Raw genomic sequence first — 22,048 nt, forward strand, 5'->3', positions numbered from 1 at the left:
TGCAAATGGGCGACATGCCTAAAAACCGCGCAGCTTTGTTATGATTCGGCACCTTCTGATATTCGCCCGACCAGGTAGTTCCTATGTCCGACCGCAGCGCTCGTCTCCAAGCACTCCAGAACGCACTCAAAGAGCGCATCCTGATCCTCGACGGCGGCATGGGTACTATGATCCAAAGCTACCGCCTGGAGGAACACGACTATCGTGGCACGCGTTTTGCCGATTGGCCAAGCGATGTGAAGGGTAACAACGACCTTTTGCTGCTCAGCCGCCCGGACGTGATCGCCGCCATCGAGAAGGCCTACCTGGATGCCGGTGCCGATATTCTCGAAACCAACACCTTCAATGCCACGCAGATTTCCCAGGCGGACTACGGCATGGAGTCGCTGGTTTACGAGCTGAACGTCGAAGGCGCGCGCATCGCTCGCCAGGTTGCCGATGCCAAGACCCTGGAGACGCCGGACAAGCCGCGCTTCGTTGCCGGCGTGCTCGGCCCTACCAGCCGAACCTGCTCGATTTCCCCGGACGTCAACGACCCAGGGTTTCGCAACGTCACCTTCGACGAGTTGGTAGAAAACTACATCGAGGCCACCCGCGGCCTGATCGAAGGCGGCGCCGACCTGATCCTGATCGAAACCATCTTCGACACCCTCAACGCGAAGGCGGCGATCTTCGCCGTGCAGCAAGTGTTCGAGGACGACAACGTCGAACTGCCGATCATGATCTCCGGCACCATCACCGACGCCTCCGGCCGTACCCTGTCGGGCCAGACCACCGAAGCGTTCTGGAACTCGGTGCGTCACGCCAAGCCGATTTCCGTGGGCCTGAACTGCGCCCTCGGCGCCAAGGACCTGCGCCCGTACCTGGAAGAACTGGCGACCAAGGCCGATACCCATGTGTCCGCCCACCCCAATGCCGGCCTGCCGAACGCCTTCGGCGAGTACGACGAAACCCCGGCCGAGATGGCCGCGGTGGTCGAAGAATTCGCGGCCAGCGGCTTCCTCAACATCATTGGCGGCTGCTGCGGCACCACGCCGGGGCACATCCAGGCCATTGCCGAAGCCGTGGCCAAGTACAAGCCGCGCGAGATCCCGGAAATCGCCAAGGCCTGCCGCCTGTCGGGCCTGGAGCCGTTCACCATCGACCGCCAGTCGCTGTTCGTCAACGTCGGTGAGCGCACCAACATCACCGGTTCCGCCAAGTTCGCCCGGCTGATCCGCGAAGAGAACTATACCGAAGCCCTGGAAGTCGCCCTGCAGCAGGTCGAGGCCGGCGCCCAGGTAATCGACATCAACATGGACGAAGGGATGCTCGACTCCCAGGCGGCCATGGTCCGGTTCCTCAACCTGATCGCGGGTGAGCCGGACATTTCGCGCGTACCGATCATGATCGACTCGTCCAAGTGGGAAGTGATCGAAGCCGGCCTCAAGTGCATCCAGGGCAAGGGCATCGTCAACTCCATTTCCATGAAGGAAGGCGTCGAGCAGTTCAAGCACCACGCCCGCCTGTGCAAGCGCTATGGCGCTGCCGTGGTGGTCATGGCCTTCGACGAAGTCGGCCAGGCCGACACAGCCGCGCGCAAGAAGGAAATCTGCCAGCGCAGCTATGACATCCTGGTCAACGAAGTGGGCTTCCCGCCAGAAGACATCATCTTCGACCCGAACATCTTTGCCGTCGCCACCGGTATCGAAGAGCACAACAACTACGCCGTCGACTTCATCGAGGCCTGTGCCTATATCCGCGACCACCTGCCCCACGCCCTGAGCTCGGGTGGCGTGTCCAACGTGTCGTTCTCGTTCCGTGGCAACAACCCGGTGCGTGAAGCGATCCACTCGGTGTTCCTGTACCACGCGATCCAGAACGGCCTGACCATGGGTATCGTCAACGCCGGCCAGCTGGAGATCTACGACGAGATCCCGGCCCAGCTGCGTGAAAAGGTCGAGGACGTGGTGCTCAACCGCACCCCGCATGGCACCGATGCACTGCTGGCCATCGCCGACGACTACAAGGGTGGCGGCGCAACCAAGGAAGTGGAAAACGAAGAGTGGCGCTCGCTGCCGGTGGAAAAACGCCTGGAGCACGCGCTGGTCAAGGGCATCACCGCGTTCATCGTCGAAGACACCGAAGCATGCCGCCAGCAGTGCGCGCGCCCCATCGAAGTGATCGAAGGCCCGCTGATGAACGGCATGAACGTGGTCGGCGACCTGTTCGGCGCGGGCAAGATGTTCCTGCCGCAGGTGGTCAAGTCGGCCCGGGTGATGAAACAGGCCGTTGCTCACCTGATCCCCTTCATCGAAGCCGAAAAAGGCGACAAGCCGGAAGCCAAGGGCAAGATCCTGATGGCCACGGTGAAAGGCGACGTGCACGACATCGGCAAGAACATTGTCGGCGTGGTGCTGGGCTGTAACGGTTACGACATCGTCGACCTTGGCGTGATGGTGCCGGCGGAGAAGATCCTGCAAACGGCCCGCGAGCAGAAGTGCGACATCATCGGCCTGTCCGGCCTGATTACCCCGTCGCTGGACGAAATGGTCCACGTTGCCCGCGAAATGCAGCGCCAGGGCTTCGAACTGCCGCTGATGATCGGTGGCGCCACCACCTCCAAGGCGCACACGGCGGTCAAGATCGAGCCCAAGTACAGCAACGACGCAGTTATCTACGTCACCGACGCTTCGCGCGCGGTCGGCGTGGCCACCCAGTTGCTGTCCAAAGAACTCAAGCCGGGCTTCGTCGAGAAGACCCGCCTGGAATACGTGGACGTGCGCGAGCGCACCGCCAACCGCAGCGCCCGCACCGAGCGCCTCAGCTACTCCCAGGCGATCGCTGCCAAGCCGCAGTACGACTGGGCCAGCTACCAGCCAGCGGTGCCCTCCTTCACCGGCGTCAAGGTGCTGGAAGACATCGATTTGCGCACCCTGGCCGAGTACATCGACTGGACCCCGTTCTTCATCTCCTGGGACCTGGCCGGCAAGTTCCCGCGCATCCTCACCGACGAGGTGGTTGGCGAGGCCGCTACGGCGCTGTACAAGGATGCCCGCGAGATGCTCGACAAACTGATCGACGAGAAGCTGATCAGCGCCCGCGCGGTATTCGGCTTCTGGCCGGCCAACCAGGTGGACGATGACGACATCGAAGTCTACGGCGAAGACGGCCAGGCACTGGCCACCCTGCACCACCTGCGCCAGCAGACCATCAAGCCGGACGGCAAGCCCAACTGGTCGCTGGCCGACTTCGTCGCACCGAAAGACAGTGGCGTTACCGACTACGTAGGTGGTTTCATCACCACCGCCGGCATCGGTGCCGAGGAAGTGGCCAAGGCTTACCAGGACAAGGGCGACGACTACAGCTCGATCATGGTCAAGGCACTGGCCGACCGCCTGGCCGAAGCCTGTGCCGAATGGCTGCACGAGCAGGTGCGTAAAGAGCACTGGGGCTATGCCCGCGACGAGCACCTGGACAACGAGGCGCTGATCAAGGAACAGTACAGCGGCATCCGCCCTGCGCCGGGCTACCCGGCCTGCCCCGACCACACCGAAAAGGAAACCCTGTTCCGCCTGCTCGATGGCACCGCCATCGGTGAAACCGGGCCGAGCGGGGTGTACCTCACCGAGCACTTCGCGATGTTCCCGGCGGCGGCGGTCAGCGGCTGGTACTTCGCCCACCCGCAGGCGAAGTATTTTGCCGTAGGCAAGGTCGACAAGGATCAGATCGAACGTTACAGCGCACGCAAAGGCCAGGATATCAGCGTGAGCGAGCGCTGGCTGGCGCCTAACCTGGGGTATGACAGCTAAACGACTGCGCTGGCTTCTTCGCGGGCTTACCCACACAGGTATGAAACAGCCCTCAAGGGCAGTTATTTACCTGTCGGGGGGTTCTCCGCGACGAGGCCGGCACGGGCAACCTCACAACCATTGCCTACACTGTCCCTGATTGCCTCTGATTTCCCCAGGAGCCACCATGGACGATTCCAGCCAGGGCAAACCCCCGACCTTCTGGCAGATGCTGCACAGCATCCTCGCTGCCGCCTTCGGCGTGCAAAGCGGCAAAAACCGCGCACGCGACTTCACCCACGGCAAGGCCAGCCATTTCATTGCGCTGGGGGGGCTGTTCACCCTGGTGTTCATTGCGGTATTGATCGGCCTGGTGCAGTTGGCGCTGCACCTGACCCGCTAACCTGTGCCGGCCTCTTCGCGGGTGAACCCGCTCCTACAGGGCCTGTGTCCAACCCCCGACCTGTGTCCACCCTCGTTCAGGCGTAGGAGCGGGTTTACCCGCGAATACGGTAGCGGCGGCAACGGTGAACGGTAGGTGGAAATTGGCCAGCAGGCCCGGCCCTTTCGCGGGTGAACCCGCTCCTACGAGGGCCTGCGTCCAACCACCGACCTGTGTCCACCACCGATCCGGTGCGGCGGCAACGGTGAACGGCGGGTGGAAATTGGCCAGCAGTCCCGGCCCTTTCGCGGGTGAACCCGCTCCTACGAGGGCCTGTGTCCAACCACCGACCTGTGTCCACCACCGATCTGTGTAGGAGCGGGTTTACCCGCGAATACGGTAGCGGCGGCAACGGTGAACGGCGGGTGGAAATTGGCCAGCAGTCCCGGCCCTTTCGCGGGTGAACCCGCTCCTACGAGGGCCTGTGTCCAACCACCGACCTGTGTCCACCACCGATCTGTGTAGGAGCGGGTTTACCCGCGAATACGGTAGCGGCGGCAACGGTGAACGGCGGGTGGAAATTGGCCAGCAGGCCCGGCCCTTTCGCGGGTGAACCCGCTCCTACGAGGGCCTGTGTCCAACCACCGACCTGTGTCCTCCACCGATCGGTGTAGGAGCGGGTTTACCCGCGAATACGGTCGCGGTCGCAACGGTAAACGGCGGGTGGAGATTGGCCAGCAGGGCCGGCCCTTTCGCGGGTAAACCCGCTCCTACGACGGTCCTGCGACATTCTCAAGGGATATGTTTTCACCGCGAAGAGGCGGCCACAGGCAATAATAAAGTGCCTGCGAGATTCCCTCCCGCAGACGCCCATGCTACATCACGTTCTTGAGTTGCAAGTCACTGGTGGCTGACCCAATACACGGCAGTGACCACCACCAGAACGATCAGGCAGAGGATCGCCCAGGCATCGACGCTGCTGTCAGCTTTGCGGACCTTGGTTGAGTTTCCCATTGCATTGCCTCTTGTAGTGGTTATGGGAATGCACTTCACCACCAGCAGTTAAGACGAGCAATGCCCTTCCCTCAAGCAGGGTCATTCAATATTCGACCGGTGACGCCAGAAACGGGTAACGGTACCCTGCCGGCCGCCCTTCGGCACTGTAACGCCGAAAATCGACGCCGTAGTCGTCCCTTTCCAACAGCTTCAGCCAACGCCTGGCCTTGGCCTGATCGATTTCCTGCAATACCGGAATACGGCGTTCGCGCACGCCGTCGCGGTTCAACGCCAACCCGTGGGCATCATCGTGCAGCATCACCATGGCCCAACCGCCAAGGGTGAAATGCCCACCCATCAGTACGCTCAGGCGCCCATCGATACGCGCGCGCAAGGCTTCGGGCGAGCTGTTGACGGCAGCGAACAGCACGTCACGGCCCGGCGTGTGCCCGGCCTCCTCGAACGCCTGCATGGCACCAAAGGCCATCTGGTCATTGGCCGACCACACCAGCCGGGTGGCCGGGTAACGTTCCAGCAACTGCTTCGCTTGCTCATAGGCGCGCTGGCGGTTCCAGCCGCCGTACACCACTTGCCGCAAGCGCACCTGAGGGAAATCGGCCAGGGCGCGGCGCATGCCCTCAACGCGCAACTGCGAGGCCGGGGTGGTCTTGACCCCGGCAAAAGCCACCAGATCCACCGGCCCTGCGTCGCGAGGCAGCTGCGCGAGCATCAGGTGCAACATCTGGAAGCCTGCCTGCTCGTCGTTGCTCATCAAGGTACCCAGTGGCTCGGCATACTTGTCGGGCTGGCCCTCGATGCTGAGGCGCTGGCTGGCGGTCAGGCCATTGTTGACCAGCAGCAGCTTCACCCCGGTGCCACGCGACAGGCGCAGGATTTCCGGTGCCACGTACTGCTCGTTGACCAGCACCAGGTAATCCGGCCGCTGCGGCGCGCTCAGGATCGCCCGGGCCTGGGTCAGTGCCAGGTCGGCGCGGCGCTCGCTGTATTGCACCTGCAGGGTCATGCCCAGCTCGTCCGCGGCGGCCTGCATGAAGCGGGTATAGCTGGTCCAGAATGTCTCGTTGGACAGCCCCGGGTTGAGGAACACCACCGAAGCCGATTGCGCATTTGCCACCAATGGCAAGACAAGGCACAAGCTTTGGCACAGGGCCTTGAGCATGGGGTCACATCTCTGCGAAGCAAACGCCGGATTATAAACGCCTGGCGATGCTCCGCGCACAAATGGCAGTCAATCTCACATAGTCCATTTGGTTCTTTTCATATGCAAAAACATCACTTTAGCGCATAACCGCAACCTGCTATCGTTCCCCGGCTCCGTACCGGAGTGCGCGGCCGTGCGCGCGAATAGCTGCATGCCTGAGACAGGACTTTTATGTACGTATACGACGAGTACGATCAGCGGATCATCGAGGACCGCGTCAAGCAGTTCCGTGATCAGACCCGCCGCTACCTGGCCGGTGAGCTGAGCGAAGAAGAATTCCGCCCTCTGCGCCTGCAGAACGGCCTTTACATCCAACGTTTCGCGCCGATGCTGCGTGTCGCGGTGCCGTACGGCCAGCTGAACGCCAACCAGGTCCGCACCCTGGCCAAGATCGCTCGCGACTATGACAAGGGCTATGCCCACATTTCCACCCGCCAGAACGTGCAGTTCAACTGGCCGGCGCTGGAAGACATCCCCGACATCCTCGCCGAACTGGCCACCGTGCAGATGCACGCGATCCAGACCAGCGGCAACTGCCTGCGCAATACCACCACCGACCAGTTCGCCGGTGTGGCCGCAGACGAAATCGTCGACCCGCGCCCGTGGTGTGAAATCGTCCGTCAGTGGACCACCTTCCACCCGGAATTCGCCTACCTGCCACGCAAGTTCAAGATCGCCATCAACGGCTCGCAGGAAGACCGCGCCGCCATCGAAGTGCACGACATTGGCCTTGAGCCGGTGCGCAACGCTGCCGGCGAACTGGGCTTCCGTGTGCTGGTCGGTGGTGGCCTGGGCCGTACCCCGGTGGTGGGCTCGTTCATCAACGAGTTCCTGCCATGGCAGGACCTGATCAGCTACCTCGACGCCATCCTGCGCGTGTACAACCGTTACGGTCGCCGTGACAACAAGTACAAGGCGCGGATCAAGATCCTGGTCAAGGCCCTTACCCCGGAAGTGTTCGCCGAAAAGGTCGAGGCCGAAATGGTCCACCTGCGTGGCGGCACCACCACCCTGACCGAAGCCGAAGTGCAGCGCGTATCGCGCCACTTCGTCGACCCCGAGTACCTCGCACTCGACAACGTCGACTACACCGCACTGGATGCCGAGTACCCAGGGTTCGCCCGCTGGCGCTCGCGCAACACCCGTGCCCACAAACGCCCGGGTTACGTGGCTGTGACCCTGTCACTCAAGCCGACCGGTGTTGCTCCGGGTGACTTGACCGACAAGCAGCTGGACGCCGTGGCCGACCTGGCCGAACGCTACAGCTTCGGCTTCCTGCGCACCTCGCACGAGCAGAACATCATCCTCGCCGACGTCGAGCAGCGCCAGCTGCACGCGCTGTGGCTTGAACTGCGCGAGGGCGGCTTCGCCACCCCGAACATCGGCCTGCTGACCGACATCATCTGCTGCCCGGGTGGCGACTACTGCTCGCTGGCCAACGCCAAGTCGATCCCGATTGCCGAGTCCATCCAGCGCCGCTTCGACGACCTGGACTACCTGTTCGACATCGGCGAAATCGACCTGAACATCTCCGGCTGCATGAACGCCTGCGGCCACCACCACGTGGGCCACATCGGCATCCTCGGCGTGGACAAGAAGGGTGAGGAGTTCTACCAGGTGTCGCTGGGCGGCAACGCCGCACGCGGCGCAAGCCTGGGCAAGATTCTTGGCCCGTCCTTCGCGCAGGATGACATGGCCGATGTGATCGAGAAGCTGATCGCCGTGTACGTCGAGCAACGTACCGAGGAAGAGCGTTTCATCGACACCTACCAGCGTATCGGCATCGACCCCTTCAAGGAACGCGTCTATGCAGCGAATCATTAAGAACAACCAGATCGTCGACGAAACCTGGCACCTGCTGCCCAAGGAAACCTCGTTCGACGAGCTGACCAACTGCGACGACTACATCGTGCCGCTGCAGATGTGGCGCGACCATGCCCACGTGCTCAAGGCCCGCGATGGCGGCCTGGGCGTATGGCTGGACAGCGACCAGGAAGCGGAGGAAATCGGTGAAGACGTGCACCACTTCCAGGTCATCGCCCTGAACTTCCCGGCATTCACCGACGGCCGCAGCTACTCCAATGCGCGTCTGCTGCGTGACCGCTACAAGTTCAAGGGCGAACTGCGCGCCATCGGCGATGTGCTGCGCGACCAGCTGTTCTTCATGGCCCGCTGCGGCTTCGACGCATTCGCCATCCGTGCCGACAAGGACCCGGAAGACGCGCTGCAAAGCCTGAAGGACTTCTCGGTGACCTACCAGGCCGCTACCGACGAACCGCTGCCGCTGTTCCGCCGCCGCTGATCGTCCCGCCCCAGCGAACAGCCCGCCTCTCGGCGGGCTGTTTCGTTCACAGGCCGTGGCGCTGGATTGCCTCACGGCTCAATTCAAGCAGAAGCTGCCGTTTCGCGACCTCACGCGCTGCGCAGATATGCTCGACCTGGGCAAAATAGTCGCCATCACTCAGCGTTTTCGATTGTTCGAGCAACGCATCCAGGCGCTGCTGAAAAGGCTCGTCCAGGCGGCTGAAGCGCGCCGCCTGCTGCTCCTGCAGGTAGTCCTGCCAAAAGGTTCGATCTGCCAGCGCCTGCGCCAAGGCTTGTGGCGTTTCCTGCCGCAGCACCTCGCTGCGCGCGGCGTCCAGGTCTTCACGGCCAACTCCACTGAAACTCTCGTACGAAAGATGGCTGGGCTGCACGGGAAGGTCGAGACTATCTGCCAGCCTGACGCGATAGGTCAGGTAAACCTCAACGGGATCGTTCGAAAAGTAATCCGCAATATGCCGCGCGGCAATTGCGTTGACTTTGTCCAGGCGGAACAACGAACGCCCCAGCCTGACCAGCGCCCGCTCCTTCTGTAAACCGGTACCGGCTGTACCGGCCTTGGCGACCAGCGCGCCAACCTCCAGCTCGCTGAGCGTCAGCAGCAACTCGTCACTGCAACTGCGCGGCCGGGCAACTTGCTCGAACAGGCTCGCGCGTACTTCAGCGTGCTGCTCGCAGGCCTCGAGGATATGCCACACCCGGGCCTGCAGGTCGCGCGGTTGTGCGTCGTATTCACGCAGGGCGCGTAAATCAGAGAAAAAGCGGAACAGATCCTGCGCCCCGGCTTCCTGGCTCAAGCGGTTCCAGCTCGCCAATCGCACCTCGCGCTGGGCTGGCGTGAATCCTGAAAACCAAGGGGCTGCAGCGTTCGGGATCGAAGTGGCATGAGCTGCACGTCGACGCTCAACGGCCCCGGCCGACGCCCTGGCCAACTGCAAGCGCTGCAAGGTTTCGTCCGAGAGTGGATTGTCGTGCAGCTCCAGGCCCCGCAACAAGCGAAGCGGCACTAAAGACAGCGCTTCAGGCAGTGTCTGAATCTGGTTGTCACGCATGTCCAGCAACTCCAGATTACCGTGCCTGGCCAGATCAGCGGGCAGATCGCCCAGCCCGGTGTTGCGCAAGGACAGCCGGCGCAGCAGGGGGAAAGACGCCAAGGGTGGCAGCAAGCCGACCGGGTTACCGTTGAGCTCCAAGCGGCGCAGCTCCACAAGCTGGCTCAAACGCAGGTTATCCTCGCTGGAAAGCACGATCTGGTTGCCGCCAAGGCGCAGGGTCCTCAGTTCGGTCAGTTGCTCGATACCTGCGGGAAGGCGCGTCAGCTGGTTGTTCCGCAAGTCCAGGTTGCGCACCTTGCTGAAGCGACCAAGAAAGCCCGCATCAAGGCTCGTCACCTGCATATCGCGCAGGGTCAGGTGCGTGATGTGGTCGAAACTCACATTATCAGGCAACGCTGGCAGGTCACCCACCCGCTCGCCCACGAGGGTCAGGTGGTAGTCACCCGCCATCTCCCCAGGGGTAAAGCGCTGCCAGCTTGCCGTAATACGCCTGGCAACCTTGATACGACGCAGGCGGCGAACAATGTTCAGTCCTGCGTCATTTCGCCAGGCTTGCAATGCCTGCTTGAGGCTGACCTTGGCCTGTAACAGTTGGCTCACATGGTTCCAGGGGTCCACTCCCCGCCAAGCCAGGTCTTGCAGATAGGCCTCCAACTGCTCACTGCTCATCACCGGATACACGTGGTTCAACGTGCGCCGCAGTGCCTGGCGAGTCCCTGTCAGGTGGCCACTGAGCGGGTAGCCCAACCGCCCATCGAACAACCGTACAGGAGGGCGAATCCCCTGCCCCACACGGGCCAGCCCAATCATTCGGGCCGCCGCTTCACGGTCAGCGAGTGCCTCACGCCCAAGCCGCTCACCCAGTGCGTCATCCGTCATCTGGCTAATACCAAGCAACTGTCGCTGGTGGCTGTCCAGCTGCCGTCTCAACGTCTGCAGCAACCCACCCCTGCCCGCGGCAGGCAGCTCAACGTTGACCCCAGCCGACCAAGGGGCGATGGCATCGATCAGGCCCAGCGCGAGCTTACCGGTATCGTCATTTTCTGCGGTGGCCTGGCGCAACCCTGCGCAGGCACGGTCTATCCGGCTGTCGCGTATTGCCCAGCGGGCACGCTCCGCCAAGGCCAGGGGTACCCGGCCTGCGCCCGTCAGGCTCTCCATCTCGACGCTGCTGGCCCCCTCGACGATTTCCCGTGCGCAGCGGTGGGAAAGGCCCGGGAAGTCCCGCATCAATACGCGGTCCGCTGCTTGCGGGCTGATCTGTCGCTCGTTGAAGACCTCCTCGAAAGCGTCACCCCGCAACATCGGGAAATCACGGTGCAATTGCTGGCGTTCGATGGCATCGAGCAAGCGTGCCGGCACGGGCGCATTTTCCAACAGCAAACGGCGCAGGCAGTCAGCCTCGAAACCGGTGGTCTGCAGCGCTACAGATACCGCCTCATCGGGCACCTGCGCCGTGCGGCTGGCAAGGCGGCGCACCATGTAGGCGGGGTCATGCCAGCGCTGCGGTTGCTCGAACTCATGCACCCATCCCCCGGCACCATTGTGCTCAAGTGCCGGTGAATACGCCCCTGGCCTTGATGGGTGATGAATACGCCATGCGCCATCGTCCCCCTCGCTCACCTCATAGACAGCATCGTGCAGGCGCCTCAGCGAACGGCCAGTTTCATTCACGGCCTGGCCTACCATCAGATCGACGCCCTCACGCTGATAGCCCGACAAGGACGGATCACACAGCCGCAACTGGCCATCGCCCAGGCTTACCGGCACCATGGCATCCACCCGCGCCACTCGCTGTGCCAGCTTGCCAAGTGCCGTCGCTCCGGCCGCCGTCACCGCCGCCATCACGACCGTGTCGGCCACGTTGAACAAGTGGCCCAATGCGGCATCGCGATCACCCAACTGCCAATCCTGATAGCCTTCGTACACCTCACCCGCCAGTTGCACCACCGTAAGCCCCAGCAGGGCCTGCCCCAACACAGGCACAAACAGCGCTGCCAGGCCTGCCACGCTCAACCCCAAATCCAGATAGCCCTGCAAACGTGCGCGGCGGTCGGCGACATCTTCATCCTCTGTCGAAACCGCCAATACCCGCGCGTCATCCAGCATTTTTTCGATCCGGGCTTGGCGCAGCGCGACGAACACGTCGCCCTCGATCGCAAAACAGCGGCCATCCAGCTCAAGCGGAAGAACAGTATTACCGTGGCTGAGCAGTGCGTTCAGGGCCGCGCAGAAGGTGACGCGATCACGCTCTGCGACGAAGCGCTGGAAGTAGCGCCGATACGCTTCATTACGCAAACGTATGCCAAGGGTCATGTACAGCAGCTCCCAGCTGGTGTGCCAACTCACCGGGGCATACGGGTCCTCAGGGAACCACGCGATAACACCAAGCAGGCGGGCGTTCTGACGCACTTCGATCACCAGTGCGCCAATGACCTCCTTGCCCAACAGCCGCAGGGTGTGACACTTCAATACGGTGTTGTCGGCTGGCAGGAAAGACCCTGTGCCCACCACCTGGTTGATCCACTGACAGGTCTGCTCATCGATTTCACCCTTGATTCTTGCGGCGATTGCAGCAAGCGCCAGGTTGGCGCTCATCGCCTCCTCCAGGGCACTCTCGACGGCCACCCCCTCGCCTTCCAGCTTCGATTGCAAATGGCTTTGATAACGCCTGCCAATATCGATGTCTCTGCAAAGGCGGACAAAAGCTTGCGCACTTAGCGGCAGCAGGTGCCCGCTGGCAGTGACCAACTGCGACCCGGCCGCGAACCAGCCAGGCTGCATTTCCTTTTCGTGGAAGTTATGCAGTGCCGCCGAGAGAAGCGTCTGGGTGCTGACGATGCGTGTTGACGTGCTTGGTAAAGCAGGTGATATCGACGGTTTTGGCTGCAGGGTCACCAGCCTGAGCTGAGCCTGGCGCAAATCTACCTGCTTGATCGAATGGGCCTCGGGTGCACGTTTGAGCAAAGACTCGGCGAACTCATCCAAGGGGGTTATGGCCCCTAACCAGGCGTCTACTTGGTCCTGCGCCCGCTGTTGGCGCAAAGCAGCGGCGCGCAGCTCTGTCAGCTCTTGGGCAGACGCGCGCTTGAGCCAGCCTGGCAACTGACGGGCAATCAGCGCATCGATGGAATCGGCAGGTATTACGGAAGGGGTCATGGGCAGCCTCAACGCTTGATAAAAAAGCGCTAGCTGAACAAGGTTCCAATCCCCTCTGGCCCTATTTATGTAGTGAATGCACAGCTTGAAAATGTATTTGTGCCTACAGGTCAAATGACTTTGGCGCTATAGCGGCTTATTCGCTGCCGTTCAAACCTGCACACTGGGCACCACATGATCCTCCCCCTATTCAGGAGCAACCCCATGAGCGTTCCTTCCTTCGGCCTTGGCACCTTCCGCCTCACCGGCCAAACCGTCATCGACTCGGTCAAGTCTGCCCTGGCAGTCGGCTACCGTGTCATCGATACCGCACAGATCTACAAGAACGAAGCCGAAGTGGGCCAGGCCATCGCCGAAAGCGGCGTGCCGCGCAGCGAGCTGTTCATCACTACCAAGATCTGGGTCGACAACTACGCCGCCGACAAGCTGATCCCCAGCCTGCGTGACAGCTTGCAGAAACTGCGCACCGACTATGTCGACCTGCTGCTGATCCACTGGCCAGCGCCGGGCAACGGCGTAGAACTGCCCGAGTACATGAAGGCCCTGGCCGACGCCAAGCAGCAAGGCCTGGCTCGCCAGATCGGCGTTTCCAACTTCAACATCGAGCTGACCAGGCAAGCCATTGCCGTGGTCGGCAAAGGGGAAATCGCCACCAACCAGATCGAGCTCAGCCCCTATCTGCAGAACAGCAAGCTGACCGCGTTCCTCAAGGAACAAGGGATCACCGTGACCTCGTACATGACCCTGGCCTACGGCAAAGTGCTAAAAGACCCGGTACTGGCCCAGATCGCCGCCAAGCACAAGGCTACCGTCGCCCAGGTTGCCCTGGCCTGGGCCCTGCAACTGGGCTATGCCGTGATCCCGTCGTCGACCAAGCGTGAAAACCTGGCCAGCAACCTGCTTGCCCGTGGCCTGACGCTGGACAGCGACGACATGGCACGCATCGCCAAGCTGGAGCGCAACGGCCGCGAGGTCAGCCCTGACGGCCTGGCGCCAACCTGGGACTGACACCGATGACTGCTCAAACAATGAGACCCGGCCGCGTGCTTTTCGCGTTGGCCATTGGCGCCTTTGGCATCGGTACTACCGAGTTCACCCCGATGGGGCTGCTGCCGGTCATCGCCCAGGGCGTGGAGGTGAGCATCCCCAGCGCCGGCATGCTGATCACCGCCTATGCTATTGGCGTGATGGTCGGCGCGCCGATCATGACCTTGCTGTTCAGCCGCTTTGGGAAGCGCGCTGCGCTGATGGCGCTGATGGCCATCTTCACCCTTGGCAACCTGCTGTCGTCACTGTCGCCGGACTACTACACCCTGCTCGCTTCGCGACTGGTCACCAGCCTCAACCATGGTGCGTTCTTCGGCCTGGGAGCCGTGGTGGCAGCCAGCGTGGTGCCCAAGGAGAAACAGGCCAGCGCCGTGGCCACCATGTTCATGGGCCTGACCATCGCCAACATCGGCGGCGTGCCGGCCGCCACCTGGATTGGCCAGCAGATCGGCTGGCGCATGGCATTTGCCGGTACCGCCGTACTCGGCCTGCTGGCCATGGCCGCACTGTGGTACGCCCTGCCCAAGGGTGAACGCGGCAGCGTGCCGCATGTGCGCAAGGAACTGGCGGTCATTGCCCGCCCCAGCGTGCTGCTGGCAATGGCCACCACCGTGCTCGGTGCCGGCGCCATGTTCACCTTGTACACCTACGTGGCGCCGGTGCTGGCCGAACTGACCGGTGCCTCGGACGGCTTCGTAACCTTGGGACTGGTACTGATCGGGGTTGGCTTCACCCTTGGCAACAGCCTGGGTGGCCGCCTGGCCGACTGGTCGCTGGATGGCGCGGCGAAAATCTTCCTCGCCGTGCTGGCGCTGATCATGCTGGCGATGCCCCTGGTACTGAGTAGCCACATCGGCGCTGCCATCGCCCTGCTGGTCTGGGGCATGTTCACCTTCGCCGTGGTACCGCCGCTGCAAATGCGCGTAATGACTGCCGCCATCGAGGCGCCAGGCCTGGCATCGTCGATCAACGTGGGTGCGTTCAACCTGGGTAACGCCGTGGGCGCGGCGCTGGGTGGTGCGGTTATCAGCCTGAACCTGGGCTACGCCGCCGTGCCAATGGCCGGAGGTGTGCTGGCGGCTGCGGGGCTGTTGCTGGTATGGCTGGGCGGGCGCAACAAGGTCGCCGGCAAGACCGCAGCCGATATAGCCTGAAGGCAATCACCTGCAGGAGCGCCTCCGCTCTCCTGCCAGGCTGTGGGCACGGATGCCCGAAACGCGACATTGGCTGCCTGTTCGGCGTGAGACAGGCAACCTCGGCACTGGATAACCTGCTGCGGCAACGCCTTGCTCCCTTGCCATAGAAGAACCTTGCCCATGACAACCTCCGCCGCCTCCGTAGCCGCCGCCACGCCTGCCGACCAGCCTCAGGGCTTTGTCGTGCGCATCGTCGGTGCTGCTGCATTCGCCCACCTGCTCAATGACCTGATTCAAGCCGTACTGCCGTCGATCTACCCCATGCTGAAAAGCGATTTCGCGCTGAGCTTCGCCCAGATCGGCTGGATCGCCTTGGTGTATCAGGTGACCGCTTCCCTGCTGCAACCCTGGGTCGGCATGTTCACCGACAAGCACCCACAACCCTACCTGCTGCCTGCCGGCATGTTGGTGACGCTGGTGGGCATCGCCCTGCTCGCCTTTGCCGGCAGCTATGCAATGCTGCTGGTGGCCGCCGCCGTGGTCGGCGTGGGTTCGGCCACCTTCCACCCAGAGGCCTCGCGGGTGGCCAGAATGGCCTCCGGCGGGCGCTTCGGGACCGCGCAATCCACCTTCCAGGTCGGCGGCAATACCGGCTCGGCCCTCGGCCCGCTGCTCACTGCTGCCATCATCATTCCGCACGGCCAACCGGCCATTGCCTGGTTCATGCTGGCCGCTGCGCTGGCTGTTCTGGTGCTGCTGCGGGTGACGGGCTGGAGCGTGCGCCACGGCCAGGCCCGGCTCAAGACCTTCGCTGGCCAACAGGCCCCCGGCCTGTCGCGGGGTGCCATGTGGCGCGCTGTGGCGGTGATCGCCGTGCTGATGTTCGCCAAGTTCGTCTACATCGCTTCGTTCACCAACTTCTTCACCTTCTACCTGATCGAGCATTTCGGCCTGAGTGTGCAGCACAGCCAGCTGTACCTGTTCGTGTTCCTCGCAGCCGTTGCGCTGGGCACCTTTGCCGGTGGCCCGGTGGGTGATCGCATCGGGCGCAAGGCCGTGATCTGGGTCTCGTTCCTCGGTGTGGCGCCCTTCGCCCTGGCCCTGCCCCATGCCAGCCTTGCCTGGACAGCCGTGCTGGCGGTGGTCATCGGCCTGGTGATGTCCTCGGCATTCGCTGCCCTGGTGGTGTATGCCCAGGAGGCGGTGCCGGGCCGGGTCGGCATGGTTTCAGGGGTGATGTTCGGGCTGATGTTCGGCATCAGCGGCCTGGGTGCAGCCGGCCTGGGCGCACTGGCCGACCGGCATGGCATCGAGTGGGTGTACCAGGCCATTGCGTTCCTGCCGCTGCTCGGGTTGGCCACCGCCTTGCTGCCGGCCACCCGCTCGCAGGCCCGCCCTGGCCGTTGCTGCTAAAGTGGCGCTGCCAGGCTGCTTCGATACGAGGTCACGATGGTAAAGCCGCAACGTGAACTGCTGGTGGAGGTCGATGAGTGGACCTGGGAGGTGGGTAGCCGTGCGACAGACTACCCAAGCGACTGGTTCATCGAGCCCCATCGCCATACCAAGCATCAACTGATCTATGCCATCAAAGGCCTGATGATCGTCGAGTCCGGAAACGAATGCTGGACGGTGCCACCCAGCCGCGGCGTGTGGATGCCTTGCGGCCAGGTGCATGCCATTCGCTGTGTCGGCGACGTGAAGATGCGCAGTGTGTTCGTGCGCATCGACGCGGCAACCGGCCTGCCCCTGCAGAGCAAGGCCATCAGCATCTCGCCCTTGCTCAGCGAACTGATCAAGGCCTCGGTGGGGTTCACCGCACCGTTTGCCGAGGACTCGCGCGAAGCCCGGGTCATGCGCCTGATCCTCGACGAAATCTGCGTACTGCCGACCTTGCCGCTGAAGCTGTCGCAACCCAGCGACCAGCGCCTGCGGGTGATCTGCACGGCATTACATGAACGGCCCGAGGATAACGCCACCGTTGCCGACTGGAGCCTGCGCCTGGGGGTGGACGAAAAGACCATCCAGCGGTTGTTCCGCAAGGAAACCGGCATGACCTTCGGCCAGTGGCGCCAGCAGGCACGGCTGATGCAGGCACTGGAGCGGATTGCCCTGGGCGAGCGAATCATCGATGTGGCGGGGGCCTTGGGCTATGACAGCCCAAGTGCCTTTGCCAGCATGTTCAAACGCCAGTTCGGTACCACGCCCAGTCAGTTCTTCAGATAACCTGAAGTCCACGCATTTGCCGGCACTGGCCCGCCGCATACGGGCTGTCCGCTGAGGGCTCGCCCTGCCTGTTCTTGCACAGCATCCCCGCCAAGCCGTATACAGTACCCCTACAACAATGCCCGCAAAGGAGCCCGGCACATGACCGTGACGCTGTCCCCCCTGCAGATCGACTGCGATTTCGACTCCGGCAACATACAGGTACTGGATGCCAGCAACCCGGCCCAGGTACACCTGGCCATTCGCCCGGACACCCACAGCGGCCACTACCAGTGGTTCCACTTCAAGGTCAGCGGGCTCACACCGGGGCAGGTCCATCGCTTCAGCCTGGACAACGCTTCTGGCTCCTCGTACAAGAACGCGTGGAGCGGCTACAACGCTGTGGCCAGCTATGACCAGCAGCGCTGGTTCCGTGTGCCAAGCCAGTTCGACGGTACGGCGCTATCGTTCGAGGTCAAGGCTGAACAGGACCAGATCTGGTTCGCCTACTTCGAGCCCTACCCGCGTGCCCGCCACAACCAGCTGATCGAACGTGCCTGCCAACTCCCGGGGGTCGAGTTGCTGGCCAGCGGCCGCAGTGTCCAGGGCCGCGATATCCCCCTGCTGCGGGCAGGCGACGGTGCCGAAGGCAAGCGCAAGCTGTGGCTGATTGCCCAGCAGCATCCGGGCGAGCACATGGCCGAATGGTTCATGGAGGGCGTGATCGACCGCCTGCAGGCCAACGATACGGTGGTCCAGCAATTGCTGGCCAAGGCCGACCTTTACCTGATCCCCAACATGAACCCCGACGGCGCATTCCTCGGCCACCTGCGCACCAACTTCAAGGGCAAGGACCTCAACCGCGCCTGGCAGGACGCCAGCGTCGAATTCAGCCCGGAAGTGTTCTTTGCACAGGCGCAGATGAAGCAGTACGGTGTGGATGCCTTCATCGACGTGCACGGTGACGAAGAGATCCCCCACGTGTTCACGGCCGCATGCGAGGGCAACCCGGGTTACACCCCTCGGCTGGCCAACCTCGAAGAGCAGTTCCGTAGCACCTTGTGCAGCCTGACCCGCGACTTCCAGACGGTGCATGGCTATACCCGTGACGAACCCGGACAGGCGAATACGACGCTGGCCTGCAATGCGGTGGGCATGGCCCATGACTGCCTGTCACTGACGCTGGAGATGCCATTCAAGGACCATGACGACGCGCCCGATGCAGTCACCGGGTGGTCGGGGGCGCGCTCCAAGGCACTGGCCGGCGCGGTGCTGGAGACCCTGGCAAGCATGGTTGGCGATTTGCGCTGAACCTCGCCTTGCGCAGCCCCTGCAGGAGCAGCCCGTCGCGACACGCGGCGGCTGCTTCGGGGGTATTGACCGCCGTTCAGAACTGCACATCCAGTATCACACTGTCGGTATAGGTCGCAGCCGGCGGTGTCGCCTGATCGGTATAGACCTTGGCGTTGTAGTTGAACACCTGGCTACCCGTGCCGGTACCTACGCCGGGGTTGATGTCGGCATCCGTACTGGAACGCCTGGCAGCCCCTGACGCCCCCCAGCGCACGGTACCGGCACTTTTGAAAATGTCATAGGCCAGGTAGTTGTTGGCCGAAGACTTCATCCGCCGCCGCCCACCGGACACGTTCTGCCCGTCACCCAGCCCTACCGTGTAGCTGCTGCCCTTGGTGCATGACACGTTTATGCCCTGGCTCACCGTGCCGAACCCCGCCACCACCGGCGCACTGGCGAAGCTGATGTCAGGCGTGGTGATCTGGCAATCGTTGGTCACCGTCAGGCTCACGTTCAAGAGCTGGCTACCCGAGCCGATGTCGCGCCCAAGGCATATCCCCAACGCGCCAATCCCCGAACAATAATCCCAGCTCCAGGCCACGGTCAGGGCCTCTTGATACAACCCGGCCGCGACATTGCTGCCAATTTGGGTGCGCATGTAGATCGGCACCGCCTTGGGCGTGGTACCGCCGAGCAGCCCCAGCAAGTCGAGGATGCCGTTGCGGGCGAAGTCGTAGGCCACCCCCCGGGTAATCGGGTAGCGGGTGGTGTTGTCGGCATACAGCGTGTAGGGAATGACATCGCCTGTCGGGCCGACCAGACCGCCCGAAGCGGGCGTGATCGTGGCGTAGAAATGATCACCGCTGCTGAGCAAGGTCAGCAGCGAACCGGTGCACTGCAACCCGGAGTTGAGGCTGGAAGCCGTCTGTACCGTGTTGCGAACCTGCGTTGAATTAAGGCTGCCAAACGCTGCCGGCAACGTGGCCACCGACGAGCAAAGCGCCAAGGCCGTGCCGCTCGGCAACAGCAGCACGCTCGCCACCAGGCCCCGCCGCCAGGCATTCATCGGCACACCAACGGACCAATCAAAGGGACCGAGCCTTGCGCTTCGGGCAGGTCGAACGCCACTTCGCAATGCCCACCCCCTTCAAGCGCCACCTGAAGGCGGTTATGCGACGACAGGTTCTCCAGATACACCAACCCGTCCCACCCCACCACCGCCTGGGTGCCACTCTCTGCGTGGGTAACACGGCTACCCAGTTTGAGCACCTGCTGATTGCCATCCACCAATTCGATACTGGCCGCCATGACGCGCTTGAGGGGGAACTCCAGCAAATAGCCACTGCCCCGTCGTACCGCCACACGCTGCTCAACGTTCGGCGCGAGGACATCCGGTGGCAGGTTCATCGGATCGATCTCGTACTTGCCCCGGTAGTAACCGCTGCTGTAAGGCACCAGCAAGTGCCCCTTGGCATCGGTACGGCCGATTTCCTGGTTTTCATAACGCACCGGTACATCGGCGTAACCTGCGGTGCTGACCACCACGAAGGCATCATCGATACGGTTGGCGGCGAACACGCCGGCATCCATCCACACCAGAGAACCACTGGCGTCGGCCCAGCGGGTCATCTCGCCGCTGCTGCCATACACACCGGCCTGCAATTGCACCGATTGCAGGCGCCAGGTGACGTCGGCCTGGCGATAGGCATCACGGTCGCTGCCTGCTGCATAGCCCAGGTTGTAACCGACGCCGACACCCGCTGGCACCGCGCGGCTGTAGTTGACCCGTTGCAGGGTCTCGCCTTCATTGCTGCGTTCCATGCTCAGCGCCAGGGTGCCGTGCAGGTCGAACGGGATCACCAGCTGCGCCTGCACCGCCCACTGGCTGTCACCCACTTCACGGTTGGCCGACAGGTACACACTGCTGCTGCCCCACAGCGGCTTGCTGTAGCTCAGGTTGATCAACCGGGTACGCGTTCCGTCACCGGCGCGCACGTCGAAGTAGCCAGCGCCAATGCTGCCGTATGCGTTCAGGTTGACACTGAGGGTAACCTGTTCGCTGCTTTTGCTCAGTTGCATGTCCGGGGAGCCCACCCGGCTCAGGTCGGCATAATCGCCATGGCGTTGCAGGCGCTGGTAACCGAAGCCGATGCGCTGGCTGTTGTATTGGTAGCCAAGGGCGACCTGGTGGCCCTTGTCGCCCTCGAACCGGCTTTGCGCCAAGGCAGCGTTGAGTACGCCGAAGTTGCCCACGCGCATGTTGCCGCCCAGCCCACCCAGCATCAGCGACTCCGCCGTTTCGGCGTGGGTTTCCAGGGTGAAGATGTCACTGAGCCCATAGCGCAGGCTACCCGAGGCGATACCCGGCCCATAGCTGAAATCGCGTACACCGTAATCACGGCGCAGGCTGCCGGCGGCCACCGAGTAGTCCGACAGGCCCTTCTGCAGCAGGCTGCTGGTGACGTAGAACGGCAAGGTGGTCGACACCTGCCGGCCAAGGGCATCAGTGGTGACCACCACCGCCTCCCCGGCACCGTTGATGAACGGCACGTTGGTCAGGGTGTACGGGCCTGGCTGCAGTTCGGTGGTACTGGACTTGAAACCGTTGATGAACAGGTCGAGCGACGTCGGCACCGCCGCTTCGCCGGCGAACGCAGGCAACGGGTAAGTGACAAGATCCGGACGCGCCGCGAAGTCGCGTGACAGCTGCACTCCGCCCACCCGCACCGAACTGCTCCAGGGCAAGGCGCCCGTCACGAAGTCACCGGCTTCGTAGGTCAGCAGGCGCTGCTCGTCGGTGAAGCGCCAGGTGGTGTCGTAACGCATGAAGCCACGGCGGGTATCGTCCACCTGTGCGCCATTGAAAGACTGACGCCACTGCCCGGTACTGGAAAAGGTACCCCAGCTGTCGAACAGGCGCAGCTCGTTCCAGGCGGCTAGGTAGGTACCGCCTTCATCGGTGTCGTTGAGATACAGGTCGTAGTTGAACAAGGCGCCGAAACTGCTGCGCGCATCGCTGGCCGGGTAAAGGTTGCGATCACCCACTTGCTGTTCTGGCAACCAGGCTGGCGGCACCTGCAGCAGCAGGCGCTGGTTCTGACTGTCGTAGTCGGTGTGCAGCCCCGCGATGCTGTCCAGGGCCACCTCCCCCTGAGGGTTGCCCGGCAGCGAGACGCCGGCTGCACGCAATACGTCGCTGTCCAGGTACAACCGCCCGGCCCGCTGCTGCACCGGTATCAGGTCAACCCTGGGCATCTGGTTCACCACCAGGTCGAGGTAAAGGGTGGCCTCGGCGATGGCGGACATCTCCGTGGGCGGTGGGGGCAAGTCGTCGGCCAGTACCAGCGCGGGGCTGACCAAGGCCAGCCCCAGGCACCAGCGGCACGTCGTCGCCGGGAGCCATTTCACACACGGTTTCCAACCATTGCCGGGTCCTCCCTGGCCCCTGCACTTCATTCAGCCGT

The 22,048-nt window shown here is 63.0% G+C and carries 13 protein-coding genes; 9 read left to right on the plus strand and 4 right to left on the minus strand.

Annotated features, from left to right (window positions below; genetic code table 11):
* Nucleotides 1-83: 83 nt before the first annotated feature.
* Nucleotides 84-3,791 (plus strand): methionine synthase, encoded by a 3,708-nt coding sequence (gene metH / locus PRJ_RS17725; RefSeq protein WP_104962112.1) that lies wholly within the window; start codon nt 84-86, stop codon nt 3,789-3,791.
* A 166-nt stretch (nt 3,792-3,957) separates the two neighbouring features.
* The gene (locus tag PRJ_RS17730) at nt 3,958-4,173 is read left to right on the plus strand and encodes a DUF2970 domain-containing protein (protein WP_020193229.1); all 216 of its coding nucleotides are present in this window, start codon (nt 3,958-3,960) and stop codon (nt 4,171-4,173) included.
* A 1,078-nt stretch (nt 4,174-5,251) separates the two neighbouring features.
* Here the strand turns inward: PRJ_RS17730 and PRJ_RS17740 are convergent.
* Nucleotides 5,252-6,328, minus strand: coding sequence for an ABC transporter substrate-binding protein (locus PRJ_RS17740; protein WP_104962114.1), 1,077 nt, complete (start codon nt 6,326-6,328; stop codon nt 5,252-5,254).
* 213 nt (nt 6,329-6,541) lie between these two features.
* Here PRJ_RS17740 and PRJ_RS17745 point away from each other — a divergent pair, with 213 nt between their 5' ends.
* Both PRJ_RS17745 and PRJ_RS17750 read left to right on the plus strand, forming a co-directional pair.
* Complete coding sequence (locus PRJ_RS17745; RefSeq protein WP_104962115.1) at nt 6,542-8,194, plus strand: nitrite/sulfite reductase; 1,653 nt, start codon at nt 6,542-6,544, stop codon at nt 8,192-8,194.
* Nucleotides 8,178-8,672 (plus strand): DUF934 domain-containing protein, encoded by a 495-nt coding sequence (locus PRJ_RS17750; RefSeq protein WP_003250391.1) that lies wholly within the window; start codon nt 8,178-8,180, stop codon nt 8,670-8,672. Before PRJ_RS17745 ends, PRJ_RS17750 begins: the two co-directional genes overlap by 17 nt.
* A gap of 46 nt (nt 8,673-8,718) precedes the next feature.
* Here the strand turns inward: PRJ_RS17750 and PRJ_RS17755 are convergent, their stop codons facing one another.
* Nucleotides 8,719-12,906 (minus strand): NEL-type E3 ubiquitin ligase domain-containing protein, encoded by a 4,188-nt coding sequence (locus PRJ_RS17755; RefSeq protein ID WP_104962116.1) that lies wholly within the window; start codon nt 12,904-12,906, stop codon nt 8,719-8,721.
* 204 nt (nt 12,907-13,110) lie between these two features.
* Here PRJ_RS17755 and dkgB point away from each other — a divergent pair, with 204 nt between their 5' ends.
* The 5 genes from dkgB to PRJ_RS17780 all read left to right on the plus strand — a co-directional run bounded on the left by dkgB (nt 13,111) and on the right by PRJ_RS17780 (nt 18,602).
* Nucleotides 13,111-13,914, plus strand: a complete 804-nt coding sequence (gene dkgB / locus PRJ_RS17760; protein WP_104962117.1) for a 2,5-didehydrogluconate reductase DkgB — start codon at nt 13,111-13,113, stop codon at nt 13,912-13,914.
* Between the two features lie 20 nt (nt 13,915-13,934).
* Nucleotides 13,935-15,107 (plus strand): MFS transporter, encoded by a 1,173-nt coding sequence (locus PRJ_RS17765; protein WP_104962118.1) that lies wholly within the window; start codon nt 13,935-13,937, stop codon nt 15,105-15,107.
* Nucleotides 15,108-15,269: 162 nt separating this feature from the next.
* Nucleotides 15,270-16,502 (plus strand): MFS transporter, encoded by a 1,233-nt coding sequence (locus tag PRJ_RS17770; protein WP_104962119.1) that lies wholly within the window; start codon nt 15,270-15,272, stop codon nt 16,500-16,502.
* Nucleotides 16,503-16,538: 36 nt separating this feature from the next.
* Nucleotides 16,539-17,312 carry a helix-turn-helix domain-containing protein gene (locus PRJ_RS17775; protein ID WP_104962120.1) on the plus strand — a complete coding sequence of 258 codons (774 nt, stop codon included), beginning with the start codon at nt 16,539-16,541 and terminating at the stop codon, nt 17,310-17,312.
* 141 nt (nt 17,313-17,453) lie between these two features.
* Nucleotides 17,454-18,602 carry a M14-type cytosolic carboxypeptidase gene (locus PRJ_RS17780; protein ID WP_104962121.1) on the plus strand — a complete coding sequence of 383 codons (1,149 nt, stop codon included), beginning with the start codon at nt 17,454-17,456 and terminating at the stop codon, nt 18,600-18,602.
* A 76-nt stretch (nt 18,603-18,678) separates the two neighbouring features.
* Here PRJ_RS17780 and PRJ_RS17785 read toward each other — a convergent pair whose 3' ends face one another.
* Nucleotides 18,679-19,650 (minus strand): spore coat U domain-containing protein, encoded by a 972-nt coding sequence (locus tag PRJ_RS17785; protein ID WP_104962122.1) that lies wholly within the window; start codon nt 19,648-19,650, stop codon nt 18,679-18,681.
* Entirely contained in the window at nt 19,647-21,944 is a 2,298-nt protein-coding gene (locus PRJ_RS17790) for a fimbria/pilus outer membrane usher protein (RefSeq protein WP_104962894.1), read from the minus strand. Before PRJ_RS17790 ends, PRJ_RS17785 begins: the two co-directional genes overlap by 4 nt.
* Nucleotides 21,945-22,048 lie beyond the last annotated feature (104 nt).

The sequence above is a fragment of the Pseudomonas sp. XWY-1 genome (genome assembly GCF_002953115.1).
In the GTDB taxonomy this organism is placed as follows: domain Bacteria; phylum Pseudomonadota; class Gammaproteobacteria; order Pseudomonadales; family Pseudomonadaceae; genus Aquipseudomonas; species Aquipseudomonas alloputida.